Source organism: Stenotrophomonas sp. YJH_SMC_120 (genome assembly GCF_059368675.1).
Window position 1 is genome coordinate 12,151 of record NZ_JCAFRY010000023.1, and the last position, 21,184, is coordinate 33,334.

General features: G+C 67.1%; 26 protein-coding genes. 6 read left to right on the forward strand and 20 right to left on the reverse strand.

Translation table 11 applies throughout. From position 1 onward, the window contains the following. Window positions 1-26: 26 nt before the first annotated feature. The 17 genes from AC5P60_RS18925 to AC5P60_RS19005 all read right to left on the reverse strand — a co-directional run bounded on the left by AC5P60_RS18925 (window position 27) and on the right by AC5P60_RS19005 (window position 12,319). Window positions 27-611 carry a hypothetical protein gene (locus AC5P60_RS18925; protein WP_049433223.1) on the reverse strand — a complete coding sequence of 195 codons (585 nt, stop codon included), beginning with the start codon at window positions 609-611 and terminating at the stop codon, window positions 27-29. Between the two features lie 4 nt (window positions 612-615). Continuing rightward, a complete protein-coding gene (locus AC5P60_RS18930) occupies window positions 616-2,115 on the reverse strand; it encodes a tail fiber protein (RefSeq protein WP_049433224.1) in 1,500 nt (499 codons plus the stop codon). Between the two features lie 7 nt (window positions 2,116-2,122). Continuing rightward, complete coding sequence (locus tag AC5P60_RS18935) at window positions 2,123-3,424, reverse strand: phage tail protein I (RefSeq protein WP_495201801.1); 1,302 nt, start codon at window positions 3,422-3,424, stop codon at window positions 2,123-2,125. Beyond that, a complete protein-coding gene (locus AC5P60_RS18940; protein WP_483693887.1) occupies window positions 3,417-4,313 on the reverse strand; it encodes a baseplate assembly protein in 897 nt (298 codons plus the stop codon). Before AC5P60_RS18940 ends, AC5P60_RS18935 begins: the two co-directional genes overlap by 8 nt. Before the next feature lie 2 nt (window positions 4,314-4,315). After that, window positions 4,316-4,654 carry a GPW/gp25 family protein gene (locus tag AC5P60_RS18945; protein ID WP_005408332.1) on the reverse strand — a complete coding sequence of 113 codons (339 nt, stop codon included), beginning with the start codon at window positions 4,652-4,654 and terminating at the stop codon, window positions 4,316-4,318. 52 nt (window positions 4,655-4,706) lie between these two features. After that, window positions 4,707-5,297, reverse strand: coding sequence for a phage baseplate assembly protein V (locus tag AC5P60_RS18950; protein WP_012479303.1), 591 nt, complete (start codon window positions 5,295-5,297; stop codon window positions 4,707-4,709). After that, window positions 5,294-5,848, reverse strand: coding sequence for a hypothetical protein (locus tag AC5P60_RS18955; RefSeq protein ID WP_049403303.1), 555 nt, complete (start codon window positions 5,846-5,848; stop codon window positions 5,294-5,296). Before AC5P60_RS18955 ends, AC5P60_RS18950 begins: the two co-directional genes overlap by 4 nt. A gap of 118 nt (window positions 5,849-5,966) precedes the next feature. Continuing rightward, on the reverse strand, window positions 5,967-6,257 hold the full coding sequence (locus tag AC5P60_RS18960) for a hypothetical protein (RefSeq protein WP_049403302.1): 291 nt from the start codon (window positions 6,255-6,257) through the stop codon (window positions 5,967-5,969). Further along, entirely contained in the window at window positions 6,202-6,579 is a 378-nt protein-coding gene (locus AC5P60_RS18965; protein ID WP_033835193.1) for a hypothetical protein, read from the reverse strand. Before AC5P60_RS18965 ends, AC5P60_RS18960 begins: the two co-directional genes overlap by 56 nt. Continuing rightward, on the reverse strand, window positions 6,576-7,061 hold the full coding sequence (locus tag AC5P60_RS18970) for a glycoside hydrolase family 24 protein (RefSeq protein WP_049403301.1): 486 nt from the start codon (window positions 7,059-7,061) through the stop codon (window positions 6,576-6,578). Before AC5P60_RS18970 ends, AC5P60_RS18965 begins: the two co-directional genes overlap by 4 nt. Beyond that, window positions 7,058-7,408: a hypothetical protein gene (locus AC5P60_RS18975; RefSeq protein WP_005408337.1), complete on the reverse strand. Its 351-nt coding sequence runs from the start codon at window positions 7,406-7,408 to the stop codon at window positions 7,058-7,060. The genes AC5P60_RS18970 and AC5P60_RS18975 overlap by 4 nt, the downstream gene beginning before the upstream one ends. After that, window positions 7,405-7,833 carry a helix-turn-helix domain-containing protein gene (locus AC5P60_RS18980; RefSeq protein WP_223846372.1) on the reverse strand — a complete coding sequence of 143 codons (429 nt, stop codon included), beginning with the start codon at window positions 7,831-7,833 and terminating at the stop codon, window positions 7,405-7,407. The genes AC5P60_RS18975 and AC5P60_RS18980 overlap by 4 nt, the downstream gene beginning before the upstream one ends. Before the next feature lie 355 nt (window positions 7,834-8,188). Then, the gene (locus AC5P60_RS18985) at window positions 8,189-8,572 is read right to left on the reverse strand and encodes a hypothetical protein (protein ID WP_033835195.1); all 384 of its coding nucleotides are present in this window, start codon (window positions 8,570-8,572) and stop codon (window positions 8,189-8,191) included. Window positions 8,573-8,724: 152 nt separating this feature from the next. Beyond that, complete coding sequence (locus AC5P60_RS18990; protein WP_033835196.1) at window positions 8,725-9,363, reverse strand: deoxynucleotide monophosphate kinase family protein; 639 nt, start codon at window positions 9,361-9,363, stop codon at window positions 8,725-8,727. Between the two features lie 41 nt (window positions 9,364-9,404). Beyond that, a complete protein-coding gene (locus tag AC5P60_RS18995; protein WP_033835197.1) occupies window positions 9,405-9,632 on the reverse strand; it encodes a hypothetical protein in 228 nt (75 codons plus the stop codon). A 74-nt stretch (window positions 9,633-9,706) separates the two neighbouring features. Beyond that, entirely contained in the window at window positions 9,707-9,982 is a 276-nt protein-coding gene (locus AC5P60_RS19000; RefSeq protein WP_033835996.1) for a DUF7696 family protein, read from the reverse strand. Next, window positions 9,983-12,319 carry a VapE domain-containing protein gene (locus AC5P60_RS19005; RefSeq protein WP_483693890.1) on the reverse strand — a complete coding sequence of 779 codons (2,337 nt, stop codon included), beginning with the start codon at window positions 12,317-12,319 and terminating at the stop codon, window positions 9,983-9,985. Window positions 12,320-12,805: 486 nt separating this feature from the next. On the opposite strand from AC5P60_RS19005, the gene AC5P60_RS19010 reads away from it, so the two are divergent. The 5 genes from AC5P60_RS19010 to AC5P60_RS19030 all read left to right on the forward strand — a co-directional run bounded on the left by AC5P60_RS19010 (window position 12,806) and on the right by AC5P60_RS19030 (window position 17,686). Continuing rightward, on the forward strand, window positions 12,806-13,030 hold the full coding sequence (locus AC5P60_RS19010) for a hypothetical protein (protein ID WP_005408344.1): 225 nt from the start codon (window positions 12,806-12,808) through the stop codon (window positions 13,028-13,030). 11 nt (window positions 13,031-13,041) lie between these two features. Continuing rightward, window positions 13,042-13,296, forward strand: a complete 255-nt coding sequence (locus tag AC5P60_RS19015; RefSeq protein WP_005408345.1) for a hypothetical protein — start codon at window positions 13,042-13,044, stop codon at window positions 13,294-13,296. 210 nt (window positions 13,297-13,506) lie between these two features. Further along, the gene (locus tag AC5P60_RS19020; RefSeq protein WP_483693891.1) at window positions 13,507-13,902 is read left to right on the forward strand and encodes a DUF2946 family protein; all 396 of its coding nucleotides are present in this window, start codon (window positions 13,507-13,509) and stop codon (window positions 13,900-13,902) included. Between the two features lie 128 nt (window positions 13,903-14,030). Next, the gene (locus AC5P60_RS19025; protein ID WP_483693892.1) at window positions 14,031-16,169 is read left to right on the forward strand and encodes a TonB-dependent receptor; all 2,139 of its coding nucleotides are present in this window, start codon (window positions 14,031-14,033) and stop codon (window positions 16,167-16,169) included. Between the two features lie 11 nt (window positions 16,170-16,180). After that, window positions 16,181-17,686: a PepSY domain-containing protein gene (locus tag AC5P60_RS19030; protein ID WP_483693893.1), complete on the forward strand. Its 1,506-nt coding sequence runs from the start codon at window positions 16,181-16,183 to the stop codon at window positions 17,684-17,686. A gap of 9 nt (window positions 17,687-17,695) precedes the next feature. Here the strand turns inward: AC5P60_RS19030 and AC5P60_RS19035 are convergent, their stop codons facing one another. Both AC5P60_RS19035 and AC5P60_RS19040 read right to left on the reverse strand, forming a co-directional pair. Then, a complete protein-coding gene (locus tag AC5P60_RS19035; RefSeq protein WP_483693894.1) occupies window positions 17,696-18,829 on the reverse strand; it encodes an MFS transporter in 1,134 nt (377 codons plus the stop codon). 11 nt (window positions 18,830-18,840) lie between these two features. Further along, entirely contained in the window at window positions 18,841-19,617 is a 777-nt protein-coding gene (locus tag AC5P60_RS19040; protein WP_012479318.1) for a DeoR/GlpR family DNA-binding transcription regulator, read from the reverse strand. Window positions 19,618-19,774: 157 nt separating this feature from the next. Here AC5P60_RS19040 and smqnr point away from each other — a divergent pair, with 157 nt between their 5' ends. Then, a complete protein-coding gene (gene smqnr / locus AC5P60_RS19045; RefSeq protein WP_111173234.1) occupies window positions 19,775-20,422 on the forward strand; it encodes a SmQnr family pentapeptide repeat protein in 648 nt (215 codons plus the stop codon). Window positions 20,423-20,425: 3 nt separating this feature from the next. Here the strand turns inward: smqnr and AC5P60_RS19050 are convergent, their stop codons facing one another. Next, window positions 20,426-21,100: a class I SAM-dependent methyltransferase gene (locus tag AC5P60_RS19050; protein WP_049403294.1), complete on the reverse strand. Its 675-nt coding sequence runs from the start codon at window positions 21,098-21,100 to the stop codon at window positions 20,426-20,428. Window positions 21,101-21,184 lie beyond the last annotated feature (84 nt).

Below are 21,184 nucleotides of genomic sequence, written 5' to 3' on the forward strand. Positions count from 1 at the left end.
GGCTTAATTGCAGCCGTGGCCCGATGTCACGGCTGCGGCGGCGTGCCCGCTTCGGGATCGGGCGCACTCACCCTTGCCCAGGCGGCGCTGGCTTCATCGAAGGTGACCGGATAGCTGCGATCGCCGGGTGGTGCCAGGTCGGTGACCGTGGACGGCAGCGCCACGCCGCGGGGCAGGGGAGTGGCGAAGCTGGCATCGTGCTTGTTCCACAGGGGGCGCGTGCTGTAGTCCGGCAACAGCGTCCATTCGCGGCGGCTGGCATTCCACGCGTTGTACTGCGCGGTGGTGCCATCCAGCTTGAACGGTTCGGACAGGGTCACGTCCTTGGGCAACGGCTCACCCAGCGCGAGGCGATTGGGTACCGCCATCGCGGTGCGCGTGTCCCACAGCATGCAGTTGCGGAAATCGGCCACCAGTTCCCAGCGTGAGCCATCCTCGGCCAGGCGCAGTGACTGGTATTCGCCTGCGGCCTGGCGGGGGGCGACGTCCACAGTGAAGTCAGGCAGGTTCCACGCGCCATCGGGCGAAGGTTGCAGACGGACCTTGCCCATGTAGGCACGGGTGTGGGGATCGTAGGAGTGCGCGAAGCGCGGTTCAGTAGGCAAGGTCATGTCCTCAGTACGCGATGCAATAGATCATCCGCAGGCCCGCCGGCAGGTTGCGGTCGCCACCGGCGGCCTCCACCACGATGGCATGGCTGTGTGCACCGGCGTCCGCCGCCGAGGCGGCATGGCCGTGGTCGCCGACCTGGGCGATGGAAATGGTGTGCGAGTGACCACCGGCGCCGTTCATGCCGATGTTGTGACCATGGCCACCAGCGCCGTCGGTGGTGAAGCTGTGGGCGTGGCCGCCGGCAGGTGCTGTGGCGCCGTCCGGATACAGCGCGTCGTTGTCGCGTTCGCGATAGACGCCGTAGCCGTTGAGGGCAGGATTGGAGGGAACGACGCCTCCATGCTGGTGGTCGCCAGCCCACGAGGTGCCACCGGTATGCGCGTGGTGGCCCTGCGAGTCGGTCCACGCACCATGCGCGTGGTCGCCGACGGCACTGGCGCTGGCACCGTGGGAGTGCGCGCCGCCTGCGCCTACGGAGATGGCATGACTGTGGCTGCCTGCTGTTGCCGTGCTTGCGCTGTGGGCATGGCGGATCACCTCACCCTGGGTGAAGCTGCCGACCGCTTCCGCGTTCAGTGTGTGCGTGACCACCGTGCCTTCCTGCATTGCCGGCAGGTTGAAGGTGGTTGCGCCGTCACCGGCGCCGTAGCGGGTACCGATGGCGGCGAACAGGGCCGGGTAGCTGGCACGCGGAACAGCGGCGCCATTGCACAGCAGCATGCCGTTGGGCGCGGTGGCACCGGCGAACAGAATCACCTGTCCGGGCACGTGCACGCTGGATGGCACGCCGGTCATGTTGCGCCAGTCCAGGTAGTGGGTGCCGTGGCGGCCATCGAGCAGGTCGGCATCCAGGCCCTTGTCGGCGCCCTCGTCCTTCAACGCGGCCGATTTCAGCCCCAAGGCGGAACGGAACGCGGCATCGGTGGCGATCGACAACAGCGTGCGGACGAACTGGGTGGGGGCGCTGGCGCCAAAGCGCTTGTCGATGAAGGCACGCAGCCCGCGCGGTGTCACCGCACGCTGGGCATCTGCACCCTCTTCGGTCTCGGTCGTCGTGGCCAGTTCGACCACGCCCTGCACCTCGGTGGTGGAGGGCGGATAGATGAATTCGGCATTGCCGAACTCGATCAGCGCGGTATCGACTTCACTGAAGCGGGTATCGGTGGAGAGCAGCAGCATCGAGGCTGCGGTCTTCTCCATGATCGGATCGGTCTGGCCGAAGGTTGCAAACAGCGTACCGTCGCCCAGGTACAGGCCGAAGCCGCGCAGGCTGTAGGCGGTAGCGCTGTCGTCACGGATCGTGACGTGCAGCGTGTCGTCGCCCACGGCCTTGCCGCCGAACGTCGAGACCCGCTTGATCTCGCCGGGCAGGACGGTCAGCCCTGCCGTCGGCGTGAATGCCGTGGACGTCAGGCCGATCTCGGTGATCAGCACGGCACTGGTGCCGGTGTTGGGTGGATTGACCAGCCTGGCGAAGCCGGCGTCGGTGATTTTCAAGCGCATGCGGGGTTTACTCTCCGATCAGTTGGATGCGGCGGAAGGTGGTGCCATGGGCGCCGGCAAGTGCACCGATACGTGCGCTGGCCTGCATGCCCTGGGTGAACGTGAAGTGCGAGCGCACCGGCTTGGTGCGGCTGATCTCGCCGATCACGTCGTCGACGAACTTGGCGGTGGCGGTCTCGCCGCCCTGGTTGGCGATGGTCATCACCGCTTCGAAGGTGTGCGGTGCACCTCGCGGCTGCATTTCCCACCATTCGCGGATCAGGATCGAACCGCCGAACGCAGCCACCACATCGCGGACGCTGCCCCAGGTGCCTTTGCGGCGCTGGATCGCGATCGCGGCGCGCACGCGGGCACGCTTTACCGTTTCCGGCCAGTAGGCCTTCCATTCGTCGACGGACAAGGCCCAGGCCAGCCAAGGCAGCAACGCGGTCGGGCAGCGGTCCGCATCCCACAGCGCGGTGATGTCCACCGGCAGCGGGCGGGTTACCGCAGCACGGGCCAGCGCCCGTTCCGCGCGGGTGGCGTTGGGCGGCAGCAGGGTGGTTGCCGTCGGCACCCTGATCAGCACGTCGGCGTCGATGATCGAACCGGGAGCGGGTGGCCGGCTGAGCGTGATCACATTGTTGAGCACGCTGTAATCGATCACGCCCACCGGCTCGGGCATGGTGCGGATGTAGCTGGTCGCCTCGCGGCCTTCCTCCACCTGCACGCCCCAAAGGTGGATGCGGCTGTCCGGCTTCAGGCCAGCGTTCCCGCCCGCCCGCCGATCCAGCACGATGCTCACGCCCCGGGGGGCGTCATCCGCGGTTGCGGCATAGGTGTAGCTGTAGCGCTTCCACTCGGTGCCCACCTGCAGACGGGTCCTGCCTGCACCGGTGGTGCGCATGCCGAAGTCGATCGCACAGGGTTCGGTTGCACGCAGCCAGATGCTGATGGTGCGCACGGCACCATTGGGAAACGCGCTTCCATCCTCGTCCACCACGCCGGCGAAGTTCTGCTCCGGGCCCCCGATCGCATCGGAGACCGGGAAGGACCAGGCACTGGAGCTGCCATCCGGAGCGGGATGACTGTACGACAGGTTCGCCGGCTTCACGTAGAAGCCTTTCCATCGTGGATGGTCGAAGGCTGCCGAGAAACGCTGCAGGTTGCGCCGCATCGTGTCCGACAGCTTCAATCGCCCCTGCCAATCGGCGCGGTACACCGCCTGCAGGGTGGCCAGTGCGCCACCTGGATGGCGGAACTGCAGGTTGTGCCCATCGATCACGCCACGCAGGCGTGCATTGATCAGGCGTGCGGTGGAATCATTCATCGTTGCCGCCATGGGTCAGGGTCACCGCGGTGCAGTAGGTGGCCTGGGTCCGGTCCACCACCACGTCAGCCGCCGGGCTGGAAATCTCCACGCGCTGCACGCCCTCGGCATGCAATGCGGCGAACAGGCCGGAGCGGGTGACATCGCGGCCGAGCCGATGCGACTCGGCGATGTAGCGATCCAGGCGCGAGCGTGCTTCGGCCAGCACCACCTGCGAATCCGGGCCGGCGTAGGTGTAGAGCGTGGCGGTGACCGCGTAGTTGATGATTGCCGCCGTGCGTACCAGCACGTGGTCCGTCAGCGGCCGCACGTCGGCCGCACTCAGCTTTGCTTCCACTGCGTCGAGCAGCGCCTGGGTGGCCGTGCCATCGGCTTCATGCGACAGCACCGAGACCACCACTTCACCCGGCGACGGACTGGTCGCGCTGGCGTCGAGCACCCGCGGATCGGCGCTCAGCGCGTGGAAGATGTAGGCGCCTTCCGGCCCGGCCACGCTGAAGCCTTCCGGACCCAACTGGATGCGCCGACGGAAATCTTCATCGCTCTCGTAGCGTGGCGGAATGCCTTCCTGCGGCTTGCCCGGGTCCAGCATCTGGCGGCCGATGCCGAAGATCGCGGCCAACTGGTCCAGGTCGCTGCCGACCGCGTAGGCCAGCATCACGCCACGCGCCGCATCGTTGACGCGCTGTCGGTCGAGCAGGCGCAGGTAGGTGCAGACCTCCAGGATCTTGAAGGCCGGGTCCGACGGCAGCAGCGCGTCGAAGGTGGGATCCAGGGCCTGCAGTGCGGTCAGCGATTCATCGAACATGGCTTCGAAATCGAGCACTTCGATGACCGCCGGTGCAGGCAGCTGGGACAGATTGACACTGGTGAACGAGCCGGATGCCACGGTTAGCGAACCTCGATTCCTTCGATGGTGATGGCCTCGCCGTCCGGCAGGTGGATCCCGGTCACTGCCAGGATCATCACGCCGGGGGCGGGGAGGGAGACGTCGACGTTCTCGACGTGGAGACGCGGTTCCCATCGCGCCAGCGCGTCGACGGTGGCCGCGATCAGGTCCATGCGCAGCGAGCGGTTGGTCGGCGCATCGATCAGTTCGAATACGCGTGAACCGTATTCGCGGCGCAGTACGCGGGAGCCAAGGGGCGTGGTGAGAATGTCACGCACGGACTGGTGGAGATGGGCGAGCCCATCCAGTGATTTGCCGGTGTTGGCGTCGATTCCTCGCATGGCCTCTATCGTCGTGGAGTGCGGGCTTTCAGGGCATTGCAGGCGTGGCCGCTCAGGCCTGGGCCGGCGTGGTCGGGGCGGTTGGGCCCTGTGCGGTGTGTGTGTGTGCCTTCAGGCCGATGGCACCGGCCTTGACTTCGCCCGGTGTGCTGATGTCCTTGCCGGCGCTGATCGCGCCGCTGACATCCAGATCGCCGGTCGCCTTGATCGAGGGTGTATCGAGCACGATCGATTCGCTGGCGATCACCTGTGCATTCGCGCAGGTGACGATGACCTTGCCGCTGCCGACATGGACGTTGAGCGTGGTGGTTTCCTGGTCGTACTCGACGCTGCTGCCGTCGGCGAACTCGGTGCGTTGCCGCAGGCGCGAGTCGGCCGGCGGCGGAAAGCGGTCCTGGTACAGGCTGCCGAGTACCAGTGCCTGGCCAGGGTCGCCATAGGGGCACGCCAGCACGACCTGCTCGCCCGGTTCGGGAGCGCACCAGCTGCGCATGCCCGGTCCGGCGCGGCGCTCCAGCCAGGGAATCCAGTCGGTAAGCATGCCGTCGGCATCGACGCGAACGCGCCCGTTCGCCTCGTCCAGTTCGCGCACCACGCCGATCATCAGCAGGTTGCCGATCAGCCGCGCGTGTTCGGCGCTCATCGTGCGCGCTCCGGCAACGGCTGGTAGCGGGACTCATGGGCGCGGCCGATCTCCGGCGCGAAGCTGTAGGACGCCTGCGGCACCACGCCACCGGCGTCGTCCCACGGGTTGTCGCCCAGCGCGACCGGCAGTGACCACTCGACGATCCAAGTGCGCAGGCCCGGCTGTGCCGCCGCGGGGTCTTCCGGCAATGCTGCAATCACATCGATCGCACCGCTGGCAACGCCGGGGAAGCGGCCGAGCTGGTGCAGCCAGGTCGCCAGGGCGAGGGCCGCGTTGCGCAGCTGCAGCGCTGTGGTTGCATCGGTCGCCGGCAGCGCAATGCGCGCTTCGAAGCGTAGCGTGGCCTGCAGCAGGCCACTGCCATCATTGTTGTCCCTGCTGCGGTCACAGCGGGTCATCGCCAGCAGGCAGGCCGGCAGGGGCATCCCCTCAGCGTTGGCCTCGCGATGGAACTCGACGCTTGCAAACCCCGGAAAGCGTGCGCGGATAGCGGCTTCGATCGCGGCAATCAGCGGATCGAGCGTGGGAGGGAAGGAATCGTTCGCCATGTCAGCTCATGCAGGGAAGGAAGGAGGGGCGTAGCGCTGCAAGGCGCGCACGGTCTGCAGCCAGTGTTGCCATCACCGCAGTGAGGCGGCATTGCAGGCGTGGCCTTGTCCGGAAGGCTCAGTGCGTGGGAGTGGCACTGCTGCCGCAGTCGGCGGGTGCTGCCGGCGCGGCGCCATTGATGGTGATGCCGCGCTGGCTGCCGAGGCTGCACAGCAGCGCACTCAGCTGGTCGGCCAGCGCGTGGTACTGCTGTGCGACCGCAACGTGATTGCGCAGCAGCGCGTCATCGCTGGCTGCGTGCAGGTCCGGCAGGCGGGGTGGGGGAAGCAGCTGGGCAGGTGCGATGCTGAGGTCAGCGCGGCAGGGCGTGGCCGGCGTTGGCCTCGCGCCAGATGCGCACGAACTCACCGTCAGCGTCGCCGCGATCACGACCAGGAGTCTTGGCATGGGTCTCGATGTCCCGTTGCAGGGTGTTGAACTGTTCGGTGTGCCGGGCCTGGTGGGCCAGGCGCTGTGATTCGGCCTGCGCGCCTGCGGCGCTGTTGGCGAGGGCCTGCTGGTGCGCGCGCTGGACTGCATCGGTGCGGGCCTCCTGCTGCGCTGCCCGGGTGGTGGCAACGGCAAGGTCCGCAGTGCGGTCGCGCAGGGTCCATCCCAGCCAGGCGCAGCTCGCGTGGCTACCGGCAAGGACCAGCAACCCGATGCCCAACCTCAGTCCCGGGGGCGTCACTGCAGGGCTCCGCCGGCGGCACGGTACGCCGCGCGCAGTGTTTCCAGTGCGTGCTCCTTCTGGCCGTAGCCGGCGCCCGGCAGCGATGCCCAGATGCGCCGGGCCGCGGTGACGGCGGCATCGAAGCGTCCCAGCCGGATCAGCTCGTAGGCACCGCATTGTTTCAACAGGGCGACCGCCGCACGGTCCTGCGAAACCGGGCCGAAGTCAGGCAGGCCCAGTCGCGCGCGCAGGTCATCCCAGGTGCTGCGCAGGAACTGGTAGCGGCCTGCGGCGCTGGATTTGATGCCGTAGCGCGGCAGCGACACCAGCACGCGGGGATGGTCGCGGTAGTCGGTGAACAGCTGGCCACCGACGATGACGTCGTAGCCGCGGTCACGCGAGCGCTGGCTGGGTATGTCGGTGCCTTCGGACACCGCCAGCATGTCCAGGAACGCAGCAACGTTGGTGCCACCGAGGGCGTTGGCTGCAGCGGCGGTCATGCGGCGGCCCCCGGCTGCTTGCGCACCAGGTTCAACAGAGCGTCTATCTGTACGCTCTGCTGGGCGATCTGTGCACGCAGGGCGCTGACTTCACCGCGCAGCTGCCCGATCTCCTGGGCCATTGCCTCGCGCTCGTGCATCAGCCCATCAGCGCGTGTACGTTCGGCCGCGAGCTGTTCCTGCAGGGTGCGCAGGGTGTTGCTGGTGGCTTCATCGGCGGTGCGGTCGACCTTGGCCGACGACAACCACTGGCGCAGCCACAGCGACACCGCGATCAGCACGCCCGAGGTCCCGCCCAGGTACTTGGCCCAATCCGGCACGCCGGCCAGCAGGTCGCTCTCGTTCATGCGCGTGCGTATCCCTTGAGCAGGGCCGGGTGGACAGCCGGTGGCAACGCGGTGCGCGCACCGCGCAGGGCGCGCTTGATGGTGGTCTGTGAGACGCCGAACTCACGCGCAACATGGTCGCGTGGCATGCCGCTGGCGACCGCGCGGGCAATCTGCTCGCGGCGTTCGTGCGCGCCGGCAGCGAAGCAGGATGCCAGGAACAACAGTTCGCCGCCGAAGTGCGCGACCAGCCGCTGGGCGACGTCGTGGCCAAGGATGTCGATCAGCCGGTGCTGGTCGGGCAGGGTGGAGGGGACGTAGACGATGACGCGGTGACGGCCGGTGGTGCTGGAGGTGGTCGGCGGCCAGGCACGCACCAGCGTGAGGGCTGCGGATTCGCCGATGACCTCGGCCAGGGTCTGGATGCTGTCGGGCAGGGCGTTCATGGAGGATGTCTTCAGTGGCATTGATCTCCACTGTTGCCATCCCGCATGACCAGTCAACACCTTTCATCTACTTTTATATCGGTGCGCTGAAGACGTTCAGTCGTGCGTGAGGAGGGGGGAGGAGCACGACACGCCTGCTTGCAGTGAGCCGAATCCGCTTGCTCTGGCCGCTGGTGTTTTCCTGTACATCCGTACTCGTTGTCCTCACCTGGCAGGAACAGAGGCAGATCAAGGGGATGGGGCAGGTACAGGGTGAGGACGGCCACCTGCCACACAGCCTCATGCGCCGTGTACTGGCCGGAAACGAAAAAGCCCCGGACGATGCCGGGGCTTCAGGACTGCAGGGGGCGCTGGATCAAAGATCGAACACCAGGTTGCCGCCGGTCTTGCGGGGGATGTACCCGGCGTCGCGCAGCCAGCGTGCGGCGTTGACCTGGTCCATGCGCTTGACCGGGAAGCGGTTGGCGAACATCAGGAAGCGCGCCACGGTGATCGACTCGCCCTTGCCCTTCAGGGCCGCAAGGGTTTCGACGAACCATGGCGCGGGCGGCTGCTGGCTGCCCGGGCGGGCCACGGTACGCGTCTGCTGGGCGCTGCCTGCGCCTGCCCGGGCAGTGGCCAGCGTGCACAGCGAGATGAAGATCGCATCCAGGCTCACGATGTCCTTGCTGCCCTTGGGCTGGGACTTGAACAACTCGATGGCCTTCAGGCGCGTCGACGTGAACTGTTCGACCTCCATGGCGTTTCCTCTTTGCGAAATGGGTTGGGGATGCAGGGTGACGACAGGTGTCGTCGGTGATGGGGGATGACCTTACATCATTTTCGCCGATGATGGGTCGGGGCCTGCGCTGGGTTCGGGGGATGGACCGGATGGCGGGCCGGCATTCCGGATCAGATCACACCGCGCGAACGCAGCTGGTCCAGCGATCTGCGGACCAGATCGGCCGCGGTGCTGTCATTGTCGACTTCGATGTCGACCAGCTCATGCGGTAGCGGCTGCTCGCTGGCATGAGGGTCGCTGCTGCGATGGCCTGGGCGATTGACGCGGATCACGACACCACCACGACGGCGGATCGCGCGGGCCTCATTGGCGAAGCGGACGTCGGGTACCAGCCCGCCCTCGGGCAGGCGTGCGAACAGCGAGCGTACCCACAGCTCGGGATGGACGCGGTCACGCCCCCACTCGGTACCGGCGGTCTGCATCAGTTGGCGCGGGGTGAGTTCGGCCAGCCAGTCGATGGCGTCCTCCTTGCGGCTGTCCAGTTCGTGCAGGGAAAGCCCGAGGAGGGAGGCGACCAATTGCCGCAGTGGGGCCGCGAAGCTGTCGCATGGCAGTGACAACGCCGACGCCAGTCCATTGGCGAGTGTGTCCTTGCCCGAGCGCTTGCTGCCGGCGATGCCGATGTAGAGCGGCACACGAGAGCGTGGCGCCGGCCGCAGGGCAACGCTGCCCAGTGCAGGGCCGGCACGGAACGCGGCCAGTGTGTCGGCAATCAGGCGATGACCGCTGTCGAGGGAGGCGGGAATCATGCGGAATCTACTCCTGGAGAAATGCGGCAGGTGCCGGAGGATCAGGAATCGCGACCGACGACGCTGCGGGCGCGGAGGATGCGCTGGGTGATGTGCCCGCCCCGGGCCGCCGCGGCGATCGGGTCAAAGCACAACATGGCGGTGCGGGTACGCCGGCCGGCAGCAAGGTGGTCGCGGATGGTCCGCTCGGACAGCACCGGTACCCGCTGGTGGATCTGCTGCACGGTCAGCTGCTCACCTTCGAAGGCATGCAGTCGGGGACGGGACATGGCGGAAGCGCTCCTGGAAGGTGGCGGGCCGATACCGGCATCTTGCCCCTGTAGACGCCTCTAGTCAACACCTTTCATCTACTTGCATCATGATGCGGTTGGGCGGGCGGGCTGGCGATCCACAGCCGCAATGCCGCTGCTGCCAGACGCTCACGCTCAACCGGGCCGCGTGCGGCCAGGACACCCTCGAGATACTGTTGGCGGTGCCGGCGCGGACTGACCACCGTCCAGCGCCCGTCGGTGCCCACGCGCCGGTAGCCGTCCAGTTGCAGCAGGCGACGTGCTTCGCAGTGCAGGCGCCAGTCGCCGCTGCTGCTGTCAACGTCGCGACCATCATGGAGGCGCGGCATCTAGAACGGCCCTGCCGCGTGCTCGGCCAGACTGCGTTTGCGCTGTGGCATCAGCCAGACCTTGGCGCGCTCCTTGCCCACCACGCGGGTGCGCACACCATGCCGCTTCACCACGTAGGCGGCGGCCTCGTTCACCTCGCGACGGTTGGGCCTGTCGATGCCCACCGCGATGACGATCTCGGTGGCGCGGTAGTGCGCGCTCCAGTGCTCGGCAGGGAGCGACCAGTCGAAATGACGATCGATCAGTTCGGCGATCGGCGAGATGGGCTCGTGTTCGCTGTTGGTGGCATTGAGCGCATCCAGTTCCTCGGCACTCAAGTGCCAGGTCTCGCCACTGCAGTACAACGCATGGGCCTCAGCCCAGACCTGCTGCATGTCGATCCGCGCCGGTTCGCCCAGCGCCACGGCGTGCACGGTCCACCAGCGGGTGTTGCCGGTGGCATCGCGGAGGAAGCGTTCGTCGTTGACACTGGCAAACAAGATGGTGCGCCGCGCATAGCGGGATTCGGTGCGCGCGTAGGGGCGACGGATCTCGTCATGGCTGCGCGAGATGAATGATTTCAGTGCCGCGATATCGGTACGGCGGAAGGTGGCATCGACTTCGCCCAGCTCGACGATCCATCTGGAGATGACCTGCTTGACGCTGTCCTTGTTGGCCGGATCCAGCACCACCCCATCGGCGATCAGTTGCAGCTCTACCGGCGCCAGCTGCCGCGCCCAGCGTGTCTTGCCCAGGTTCTGTTTCGAAACGAACGTCAGCACGCCGCGCGCGACCACGCCATCGGGCTCAAACGCCGCAGCCACGCCGGAGATCAGCCAGCGTCGCATCAGGACTTCCTTCAGCACGCGGCCGTCGGCCATGTGCGTGGGCTTGGCTTCCTGCACGGTATCGAAGAACGCCTGCAGGCGGGACTGGCCATCCCACGGCCGTGAGGTGATCCAGCTGGCGACCGGGTTGTAGGGATTGGCTTCGGCCACCTGGCACAGGTTGGTCTCGAAGCTGGCGGTGGCCATGCCGGCGCGGTGCATGCAATCCATCACTTCGCCCGCCGCGACCTCCTTGGCGTTGTCCACGGTCGTCTGCAGCCCAGGGACCAGAATCTCCAGATCCTTGCGGATGACGTTGTAGCGCACGGTCACACCGGTACGACGGCACAGCTCGGCCAGGTTGCGCGCGGTTGGCAACGGCCGCCCGCGCGCGCTGGTATCGGGAAACGGGGTGAAGGCATCGAATGCGGACAGGTTGCCAGGCACCTGGTAGCGCGCGCTGGCCGATGACGGCGCATCGTCCAGTGCCACGTCGTCGCCCCCTGCCGGCGGCATGGGGGGCAACAACTGGGCACGCACGGTGTCCAGCCCCTCGCGCAGATGCAGGTCGTTGAAGTCGGTAGGGCGGTCATCGTCGCCATGCAGCGTGGCGAACTCGGGCCAGACCACGCGGGCATCGATGTCCGCGGCAGCCTGCGTGGCCAGGGTGACGCCAGGGTTGTCCAGCGGCTGCCGCGTCCACTGATCGTTGTCGGCACACAGCACGAATGACGCGTCCGGCATGGCGCCGCGCCAGGCCCGGGCGACCGCGCCAAGGTTGCCTGCATCCCAGGCCACCACCACGCACCAGCCCGTGGCCTGGTGGATGGATCCGGCGGTGGCATAGCCCTCTGCAATGGCGATCGGCTGGCCGGTAACCGGCTTGCCGATGACATGGAAGCAGCCCTGCTTGCGGCCACCGGAAAGGAAGTCCTTGTCGCGGCCAAGTGCTGGATCCACGCGGGGAAAGATCGCCTGCAACGAGACGATACGGCCCGCGCTGTTCATTACCGGTACCAGCAGGGCGTTGTCGATGTGGCGGAAGACAAGGCCATCGCTGTTGCGCACCGGCCATGGCGCCACACGCAGGCCATGTGCATGGATGCCCTTGCGTACGAGATAGGGGTGGTGGGCATCGGCAGGAATGGCTCGGTTCCACAGCACGTTGGCCGCCTTGGCGGCGGCGTCCTCGCGTTCGCGCTGATGCCGTTCGCGCTCGCTGCGGGCCGCCTCCTGGCGTTGCCTGATGGCACGCTGCTCGGCGGCGCTCAACGCGGTCGGCGATTTCGCGCACCAGGCATGGCGGGTGCCGGTCCGCCAGCTGCCGAACTCGCCGGCCGGCACGTGGTCTCCAAACAACACCGCCCAACCATTGCGCGTGCCACGACGGTCGCCTTCCACATGGAAGCGCACCAGCGTGCCATCGGCGTTGAGCGCGTCGCGGCCGCGCGCGTCCGGCACGATGCCGTGCGCGTGCATGGCCTGCAGGAACGCGGGAACAATGTCCTGCGTGGGATGCGGTGTGTGCATTCGACAAGGCCCCTGGGAACGTGGATCGGTCCACGGCGGCCGATGGCGGCCAACGTGCTGTGCAGTGTCCGGCGTGCGCAGGTCACGCAGCGGCCGACCGACGCAGTGTGGTCAGGATGTGATGGGAGTGGTGATACGGTCATGGTGTCGGAACGGGGCTTCATTTGCAACACCTTCCAGCACCTTGCATCCCTGACCGCGATGGCGCCACCCAGTACGCGTTGGATCTGCGATGGCGTTCGCAGATCACTGTGATCGTGCCGATGCGTCGCAGTTGGCGAGAACCGGTTTTCGGATGATGCGATCGCCGTCAACGACGGCCCATCGTTTCTCTCCATCGCGCCTTCGGGCGCCCGTGCACAAGGAGCCTGCATGCCTGAAATCCACTGCAACCACGAACGCCGATCCGCCGCGGAATCCGCGTCGTTGACCGTCGTTGCGACGTTCTCAATCGGTGCGACCACCCCTCGATAAAATACAACCCGCATGACGGACACCATCGACGAAGCGCAGGAAATGGAAGCGCGCCACCTGCAGCGCGCCCTGGCCCAGCACGCAACGCGGGCCAGCAATGTTGCCCCTCTCACTCCCATGGGGGAATGCCACAACCCGGACTGCAGCGAGGACTTCGACAACGATCCGGCAAGACTGTTCTGCGGGCCTGCCTGTGCCGAGCGTTTCGAAGCCATCCATCAACACCGCAACGCATAGGAACAGGGGACATGTCTCTGAACAGCAACGACGCTGGCTTCACCGAACGCATCGCCGGTTTATCGGCCGAGCTCGCCGTGCTGGTGAGCCTGGTGGAGAACCACATCCATCTGCAGCTGGCTGATCTGGCCGACTCGGGTGATGTGGATGCACAGGAGCGATTTGCGGTAGCCGATCCGGAGCGCTGGTTGGAGAACGCCCGCAACAGCCTGCAGGCGGGTGTCATGTTCCTGGAGCGCGCGGTGCAGCAACCGGCGCGGTTCTAGCGATGTGATGCGGGGACGGAAGGGGCCGTATGGGTGCCTTCCGTCCCCCTTGGTGCCATGGAGAGCGCTTGCGTCCGTGGCTGCGTCATAACGTCGCACCACCCTTCTGGAAATCCTCAACGTGGTCCAGGGTTGGCGGCAGCCCCGTAGAATGGTGGTGTGCGTCGTTCTGTCCTCCACCGCCGGTTCCAGTCCCTGGCATGGCTTGCCATGCTGCTGGTGCTGCTCGCCCCGTTGGTGAGCCGTTGGCTGGCGCACGGTCACGTGGCCACCGCTGCGCCGGTGGCGGCGATGGACCATGCGATGCACGCAGAGCATGCGCAGCACGCGATGGAAGGGCACCACGATCATCACGCGATGGCGATGCAGCACGGCGAATCGACGCCGAAGCCAGCTGCCGATCCACATGCCGACCATGAGATGGGCGTGGATTGCGATTACTGCCTGATCGCCGCGCGGCTGATCACCCTGCTGGTGGCGGCATTGCTGCTGCTGGCGCCGATGGCGCCCATATGCCGCGCGCTGCGCGGTGCGGTGCGGGCGTTGCCGCAACGGATCAGCGGCACATTGGGAGCGCGTGGGCCGCCGGCCTTGATGGCTGCCTGAGCCACACGCGCGGTGCATTGATCTTTTTTCATGAGGTTGCCGGCCACGGCCGGTGCCCGCACGCGCGTGTCTGTCCCTTTCTGATTGCTGCCCTGCCATTGCAGGGGGGCCTTGCATGCCGTGAACAGATGAAAACGAACCCCAACTCCGCGCGCCTGCGCCGGGCGACGCTGCCTGCCATGTGCGCGTTGCTCCTGCACACCGCCTCTGTACTTGCCGCCGATGCGGCACCACCGACCACGCTGGATACCGTGCGCGTGGTCGATACCCGCAGCGGCGAGCTGTCTTCCACCTCCAGCGCAGGCTCTGCGTTGGGCCTGAGCGTGCTGCAGACACCGGCCAGCCTGACGGTGATTTCGCGCGAGCAACTGGAACAGCGCGGCGACACCAACCTCAATGATGCGATCAGCCGCGCCGGTGCGATCAGTGCGATGCCGCACCCGGGCAACGGCCTGAGTGCGCTGTCCAGCCGTGGCTTCACCGATGGCGCTTCCGTGATGCGCCTGTACGACGGGCTGCGCCAGTATGGCGGCGTGGGCATCACCTTTCCGTTCGATACTTGGTCCATCGAGCGCATCGAAGTGCTGCGCGGTCCGGCCTCGGTCATCCATGGCGATGGTGCCATTGGCGGGGTCATCAACATCGTGCCGAAGAAGCCGACGCGCGGTGCCATCGAGAACGAGATCAGCGTGACCGTGGGCAGCGAGGACACCGCACGTCTGGGCTTCGGCAGTGGCGACGCGCTGGCGCCGGAGCTGGCCTACCGGCTGGACGTGAGCGGCAACTACAGCGGTGGCTGGGTTGATCGCGGGCGCAGCAGTGATGCCACCTTCTCCGGCGCACTGCTGTGGCAGCCACGCACGGATCTGCAGCTGACCCTGACCCACGCGCAGGGCCAGCAGAGGCCGATGCGCTACTTCGGCACGCCACTGGTGGATGGCCGCCAGCTGGAAGCGCTGCGCCACCGCAACTACAACGTGGGCGACAGCGAGATCCGCTATCGCGATCGCTGGACCCAGCTTGATGCGCTATGGACGCCGAACGCAAGCGTCGAATGGCGCACGCGCCTCTACCAGATCGACAGCCAGCGCGATTGGCGCAATGCCGAAGCCTATGTCTACAACCGCGCTACCGGCTTGATCGATCGATCAGGAAACACCGAGATCACCCACAACCAGGACCAGACCGGACTGACCTCGACGCTGCGCGTGCTGGGCAATGTGGGCGGTTGGGCAAACAGCTTCGCGGTGGGCCTGGACGCCAACCGCGCGCACTTCAAGCACACCAACAACACCTATGCCGGCAGCTCGGGCCCGGTCGATCCGTTCGATCCGGTGCCGGGCCAGTTCACCAGCGACGCGCCGAACCTGCCGCGCTACCGTAATCGTGCCGAGCAGTACGCGCTGTTCGTGGAAGACCGCTTGGCGCTGAGCGAGCGCTGGTCGGTGCTGGGTGGGCTGCGCCACGACCGCGCGCGCATTGATCGTACCGATCTGATCAGCGGCCAGAACGCGTTTTCGAAGACCTACCGCAGCACCGGCTGGCGTGGAGGCGCGGTATTCGCGCTGCAGCCGACGTTGAACCTGTATGCGCAGTACTCGCAGGCGGCGGACCCGGTCAGTGGCCTGTTGATGATCAGCCCGGCCAACGGGGCCTTCGACCTGGCCAAGGGCCGGCAGATCGAGTTGGGCCTGAAGCAGGCCTTCGATGGCGGCGAGTGGACGCTGGCGGCGTACCGCATCCGCAAGACCGGGCTGCTCAGCCGCGATCCGCTGGTGCCGGATCGCCGCGTGCAGGTGGGCGCACAGACCTCGCGTGGCGTTGAAGCCTCCTTGAACTGGAACTTCGCGCCGCACTGGTCGCTCGATGCCAACGCCACGGTGCTGAAGGCCGAGTTCGAGGACTTCTTGGAAACCACCGGTTCGCCGGCGGTGCTGGTGTCGCGTGATGGCAATGTGCCACCGAACGTGGCCGAGCGCCTGGCCAATGTGTGGCTGAGCTGGCAGTTCGCACCGGACTGGAGTGCGGCGGGTGGCGTGCGTTACGTCGGCAAGCGCTACGCCGACAACGCCAACACCTTGGAGCTGCCCGGCTACAGCACCACCGACCTGGCACTGACCTGGCAGGCGGCACCGCGCACGCGGCTGTCGGCGCGGCTGTTCAACGTGTTCGACAAGGCGTACTACGCCACCGCGTACTACACCAGCACGCAGTGGCTGCTGGGTGCGGACCGGCGCGTCGAATTCACCGTCGATCATCGCTTCTGAGGAGGCTGGCGATGACGTTGCGATCCACCGCCAAGCGCTGGACCTATCTGGTGCACCGCTGGCTGGGCATCGGCGGATGCCTGCTGATGTTGCTGTGGTTTGTCAGCGGCATGGTGATGCTGTTCATTGGTTACCCGAAGCTGACACCCGGTGAGCGGCTGGCGGCGTTGCCGGTGCTGGGGGATGCTCGCGATCTGCAGGGGCTGTCGGTACTGCCTGCCGTGGTGCAGGCCGAGCCGGAGGTTGTGGCGCTGACGACGCTGCGTGGCGAGCCTGCGTACGTGGTGCGCAATGGCAGCAACGTGGGCGCCTGGTCTGCCGTGACCGGCCAGGCGCTGCTGCCGGTGTCGGCACAGAGAGCCGAAGCATCCGCCGCACAGTTCGCGGGCGGCCAAGCCTTCGTCGGCGCGACACGCGTGGACGAGGACCGCTGGACGCATTCGCGTGCGCTGGATGCGCATCGGCCGCTGTACCGGGTTGAAGTGGGCGGCGCGCAGCCAGGGGATGTGTATGTGTCCTCACACACCGGCGAAGTGGTGCAGGACGCACCGCATGTGCAGCAGCGCTGGAACTATGTGGGCGCCTGGCTGCACTGGTTGTACTTCCTGCGCATGCAGTCGGTGGACCCGGTGTGGACGTGGGTGGTGATCGTGCTGTCCGCGCTGTGCACGGTGGCGGCGATCAGCGGCATCGTGGTGGGTGTGTGGCGCTGGCGTTTCCGTGGGCACTACCGTTCGGGTGCGAAGACGCCATACGTCGAACCATGGATGCGCTGGCACCATCTGATCGGGCTGGTGGCTGCGGCTTTCGTGTTCAGCTGGATCTTCAGCGGGCTGATGTCGATGAACCCGTTGGGCGTCTTCAGCAGTACGCGCGAAGCGATCGACAGCGGACGCTATCGTGGCGGCGCGGTAGCGGTGGATGGCGCGCTGGGTGAACCGGCGGCGCTGCTGGCGGCCGTCGACGACGCGCGCTTCAAGCCGGTGGAGATCCAGTGGCGACGCATCGATGGTGAGCTGTTCGCGGTGTTACTGGACGGGCAGGGCGAGACCCGCATTGTGTCCGGCAGTGATGGTCATCTGCAGGTTGCGCGGTTGCTGCCGGCCGCATGGCTGCAGCAGAAGGTGCGGGCGTTGTCCGATGCGCCCGTGCAGGGGTACGGGGTCCAGCTCGCAGCGGATGCGTACTTCTACCCGCGTGCACCGGAAGCCATGAACGGCGCAGCGGTACGCCGCTTCCCGGTGGCGGTGGCTGATTTCGGCGATGCCGAGGCGACGCGGGTCTACCTCGATCTGGCCACTGGCGACCCGTTGCTGACGATGGGGCGTCGCGAGCGCGTGGGTCGCTGGCTGTTCTACTTCCTGCACAGCTGGGACCTGCCGGCGATGCTGCGTCAGGACACCGCCCGGCTGGCGGTGTTGCTGCTGCTGAGCCTGGCTGGCGCTGCGTTGTGTGCAACGGCCACGGTGATCGGCTACCGCCGGTTGCGGATGAAGCTGCGGCGCAGGCGGCGCTGATGCCTTGGACTAAACCCGCAGCCAACGTGTGGACGCGGCCACCAGCAACAAGGCCGTGGCCACACCGATGAACGCAGCAATCAGACCGAAATGATTCGCGGCAAAGCCGATCAACGCCGGTCCGGCAAGGATGCCGGCAAAGCCCAGCGTGGAAACGGCGGTGATGGCCAGCGCGCCGGGCATGCGGGTCTGGTGGCCGGCCAGCGAGAACAGCGCGGGAGCGATGTTGGCGCAACCGAGGCCGATCAGCACATAGCCCGCCAATGATGCCTGCCACGGCGTGACCAGGGTCAGCACCAGCACGCCGGCAGCGGCGAGCAGCGCGCCGAACACGATCGCGCGCTGGCGGCCCACGCGTGCCACCAGTGCATCGCCGAACAGGCGCGCGACGGTCATGGTCAGGGTGAAGGTCACATAGCCGACGCCGGCGAGGCTGGCATCGACGCGACGTACATCGCTGAGGAACACCGCGCTCCAGTCGAGCATCGCACCTTCGCCGAGGAAGGCGACGAACGCCAGCACGCCGATGAACAGCACGATGCCATGCGGCAGGGCCAGCATCGGTGTGTCGTGCGGCATGCGTTCGCTGTGCCAGTACGTCGCCGACAACAGCATCACCAGCAGCATGGTGCCGACACCGATCAGCACCGATGCCAAGGGCGGCAACTGTGCGGACAGCAGCACGGTCATGGTGGCCGCGCCGAGGAAGCCGCCAATGCTGAAGAAAGCATGGAAGCCAGACATCATCACTCGCCGTGCTTCGCGCTCGACGATGACGGCCTGCACGTTCATCGTGCAGTCCATCGCACCCACGGCCGCACCGAACACGAACAGCACCACGCCCAGCGTCCAGGCCGAACCCGCCAGCGCCAGGCCGGGCACGGTCAGGCAGATCAGCAGGCTGCTGGCCACCATCACCCGGCGGCAACCGAGGCGTGCGGCCAGCACGCCGGACAAGGGCATCGCCAGCAGCGAGCCGGCACCGAGGCAGAGCAGCACCAGCCCCAGCGTGGCGTCATTGATCCCGGTGCGCGCTTTGGCGAATGGCACCAGGGTGGCCCACAACGCGGTGGCGAAGCCGGGAATGAAGAACGCAGCGCGGGTCGCGTGCTGTTCGGCACGCGCGCGGTTGGCAAGGGACATGAGCAGTACGGTCAGGGAGGCGTGGGGTGCACCGCGATACCGGCGGCGTGGAAGCGAGCCGCCAAGGCGGGCGGTGCGGTGGTGGTCAGCACCAGGTCGTCGATCTCGTCCAGGCTGGCGATCTGCCAGTTGCCGCGGGCACCGAGCTTTTCAGTGGTGGCGGCGACGATGACGCGGCTGCTGCAGGCCACCATCGCGCGCTTCAGCGTGGCTTCTTCCGAATCCATTGCCCACACACCGGTGTCGCCGTCCACCGCGCAGGGGCCGGGCAGGTACACGTCGGCACGCAGGCGCTGCACCTGGGCCAACGCCTCGGCACCGACCGCACCGCCACCGCTGGCCAGGCGCCCGCCGATCAGCTGCACTGAAGTGCCTTCGAGCATGCTGGCGGCGGTGGCGATCTGCGGGGCGTTGGTGATCACCGTCAGCCCGAGAGCGGCCGGCAGCTGCTGGGCGATCGCCAGATTGGTCGAACCGGCATCGAGCAGTACCACCTGGCCGGGTTGCAGCAGCGCGCAGACGCGGGCGGCCAGCTCGGCCTTGTCGCCGCGGTCGCGGGTCAGGCGCTCGCGCAGCGGCCGTTCCTTGGGCGGCGGCAGCACGGCGCCGCCGTAGACGCGCTGGCACAGGCCCTGGGCGGCGAGCTCGCGCAGGTCGCGGCGGATCGAATCTTCGGAGACGGCATAACGGCGCGCGAGTTCGGCGGCGACCACGCGGCCCTGCTGGCGCAGCTCCTCGAGGATCTGCCGGGTGCGCTGGGCGGGTAGGGGGCTGGGGTCGGCGCTCATGCCGCAAGTCTGCACGTTCGTGCATAATCGTGCAACAACATGCATTGGTCGGGAGGGCACAGGGCGGCTGGACTGCCGGTGAACCCGCCCGCCCCGGGGTCTATGGATCGGCCTCGCGGCCCGGCATCATGACGGGGCACTTGGCATGGAATCCCTGATGTCTCCCACCGTTCACCGCAAGCTGCGCATCGGCGCGGACCAGTACACCGGCCAGAAAGTGGTCGACCAGCAGTTCCACGAGTGCGATTTCTCCGGTGCGGACCTGACCGGCACCGAGTTCATCAACTGCAGTTTCTACGATGCCGACAGCCGCGCCGGCTGCCGCTTCAATGGCGCCACGCTGAAGGAAGCCAGTTTCCACAGCTGCGATATCAGCATGTGCCATTTCAATTTCATCAAGGCGCTGGGCCTGGAGATCAGCGAGTGCCGTGCGCAGGGCGCGGATTTCAGCAACGCCAGCTTCATGAACCAGATCACCACGCGCAGCTGGTTCTGCAGCGCGTTCATCAAGAAGTCGAACCTGCGCTATGCCAATTTTTCGCGGGTAACGCTGGAAAAGTGCGAGCTGTGGGAAAACCGATGGGATGGCGCGAATGTGAGTGGCGCCAGCTTCGCCGGCTCGGACCTGTCCGGCGGCCAGTTCGAGGGCGTCGACTGGAACAGCGCCAACTTCACCGACTGCGACCTGACCAACTCGGAGCTGGGTGAGCTGGACCTGCGCAGCACCAACCTGCGTGGTGCCACGCTGGACGTGCAGCAGGTGGCGCTGTTGATGCAGCGCATCGGCATCACCGTGGTGCCGTAGGCATCACCCGGCGTACGCCACCCAGCCCTTGAAGCTGAAGCCTGCGTAGAACAGCTCCACGCCGTCGAAGCCGGCCTCCTGCAGCAGCGCCACTTCCTGTTCGGGGGCCAGCAGCGGCAGCCGCTCGGCAATGGCCTCGATCGCGCGCTGTGCATCGGCGTGGGCAACGCCCGAGGCTTCGGCGAACGCTGCGTAGCGCTGCAACCAGCGCAGCTTGCCGGCCGGTTCCTGCGGCACGCTGTGGTGGGCCACAACCAGCGGCGCGCCGGGCTGCAGGCGCCGGTGCAGCTCGCGCAGCGTGTGCAGGCGCTGCCCGGCATCGAGGAAGTGCAGGGTCAGCAGGCAGCTGGCCCCATCGAAGCGCAGAGCGGGCGCATCGTCGATGTAGCCTTCCAGCAGCTGCACGCGCGGCATCAGCGGACCCAGTGTCTGCTCGGCCAGAGCCAGCATCGGCGCGGCCGGATCCACGCCCAGCAGCTGCCAGCCCGGCTGCGCCTCGGCAAAAGCCTTCAGCTCCAGCCCGCCACCGGCGCCCAGCACCAGCACACGGCCCTGCGCGGGAACGCGTTCGGCCAGCAGCAGGCGGCTCATCTGCTGCAAGGCGAGGAAGCCGGGCACTTGGCGCAGCGGCGCTTCGGCATAACGGGCCACCGCCTGCGGGTCGGAGAACGTGGACATGCGCGGATTCCTGCGGCGGGGGACATACCACTGTAGCGCGGCGCGCAAGAGGCATTGCGCGCCGCTGCCACACGGGCAGGACAG

Coding starts and splice junctions, on each gene's coding strand:
- AC5P60_RS18925 (WP_049433223.1), bottom strand. CDS start 611: ATGACCTTGCCTACTGAACCGCGCTTCGCGCACTCCTACGATCCCCAC.
- AC5P60_RS18930 (WP_049433224.1), bottom strand. CDS start 2,115: ATGCGCTTGAAAATCACCGACGCCGGCTTCGCCAGGCTGGTCAATCCA.
- AC5P60_RS18935 (WP_495201801.1), bottom strand. CDS start 3,424: ATGAATGATTCCACCGCACGCCTGATCAATGCACGCCTGCGTGGCGTG.
- AC5P60_RS18945 (WP_005408332.1), bottom strand. CDS start 4,654: ATGCGAGGAATCGACGCCAACACCGGCAAATCACTGGATGGGCTCGCC.
- AC5P60_RS18950 (WP_012479303.1), bottom strand. CDS start 5,297: ATGAGCGCCGAACACGCGCGGCTGATCGGCAACCTGCTGATGATCGGC.
- AC5P60_RS18955 (WP_049403303.1), bottom strand. CDS start 5,848: ATGGCGAACGATTCCTTCCCTCCCACGCTCGATCCGCTGATTGCCGCG.
- AC5P60_RS18970 (WP_049403301.1), bottom strand. CDS start 7,061: ATGACCGCCGCTGCAGCCAACGCCCTCGGTGGCACCAACGTTGCTGCG.
- AC5P60_RS18975 (WP_005408337.1), bottom strand. CDS start 7,408: ATGAACGAGAGCGACCTGCTGGCCGGCGTGCCGGATTGGGCCAAGTAC.
- AC5P60_RS18980 (WP_223846372.1), bottom strand. CDS start 7,833: ATGAACGCCCTGCCCGACAGCATCCAGACCCTGGCCGAGGTCATCGGC.
- AC5P60_RS18985 (WP_033835195.1), bottom strand. CDS start 8,572: ATGGAGGTCGAACAGTTCACGTCGACGCGCCTGAAGGCCATCGAGTTG.
- AC5P60_RS18990 (WP_033835196.1), bottom strand. CDS start 9,363: ATGATTCCCGCCTCCCTCGACAGCGGTCATCGCCTGATTGCCGACACA.
- AC5P60_RS18995 (WP_033835197.1), bottom strand. CDS start 9,632: ATGTCCCGTCCCCGACTGCATGCCTTCGAAGGTGAGCAGCTGACCGTG.
- AC5P60_RS19000 (WP_033835996.1), bottom strand. CDS start 9,982: ATGCCGCGCCTCCATGATGGTCGCGACGTTGACAGCAGCAGCGGCGAC.
- AC5P60_RS19005 (WP_483693890.1), bottom strand. CDS start 12,319: ATGCACACACCGCATCCCACGCAGGACATTGTTCCCGCGTTCCTGCAG.
- AC5P60_RS19010 (WP_005408344.1), top strand. CDS start 12,806: ATGACGGACACCATCGACGAAGCGCAGGAAATGGAAGCGCGCCACCTG.
- AC5P60_RS19015 (WP_005408345.1), top strand. CDS start 13,042: ATGTCTCTGAACAGCAACGACGCTGGCTTCACCGAACGCATCGCCGGT.
- AC5P60_RS19020 (WP_483693891.1), top strand. CDS start 13,507: ATGCTGCTGGTGCTGCTCGCCCCGTTGGTGAGCCGTTGGCTGGCGCAC.
- AC5P60_RS19025 (WP_483693892.1), top strand. CDS start 14,031: ATGAAAACGAACCCCAACTCCGCGCGCCTGCGCCGGGCGACGCTGCCT.
- AC5P60_RS19030 (WP_483693893.1), top strand. CDS start 16,181: ATGACGTTGCGATCCACCGCCAAGCGCTGGACCTATCTGGTGCACCGC.
- AC5P60_RS19035 (WP_483693894.1), bottom strand. CDS start 18,829: ATGTCCCTTGCCAACCGCGCGCGTGCCGAACAGCACGCGACCCGCGCT.
- AC5P60_RS19040 (WP_012479318.1), bottom strand. CDS start 19,617: ATGAGCGCCGACCCCAGCCCCCTACCCGCCCAGCGCACCCGGCAGATC.
- smqnr (WP_111173234.1), top strand. CDS start 19,775: ATGTCTCCCACCGTTCACCGCAAGCTGCGCATCGGCGCGGACCAGTAC.
- AC5P60_RS19050 (WP_049403294.1), bottom strand. CDS start 21,100: ATGTCCACGTTCTCCGACCCGCAGGCGGTGGCCCGTTATGCCGAAGCG.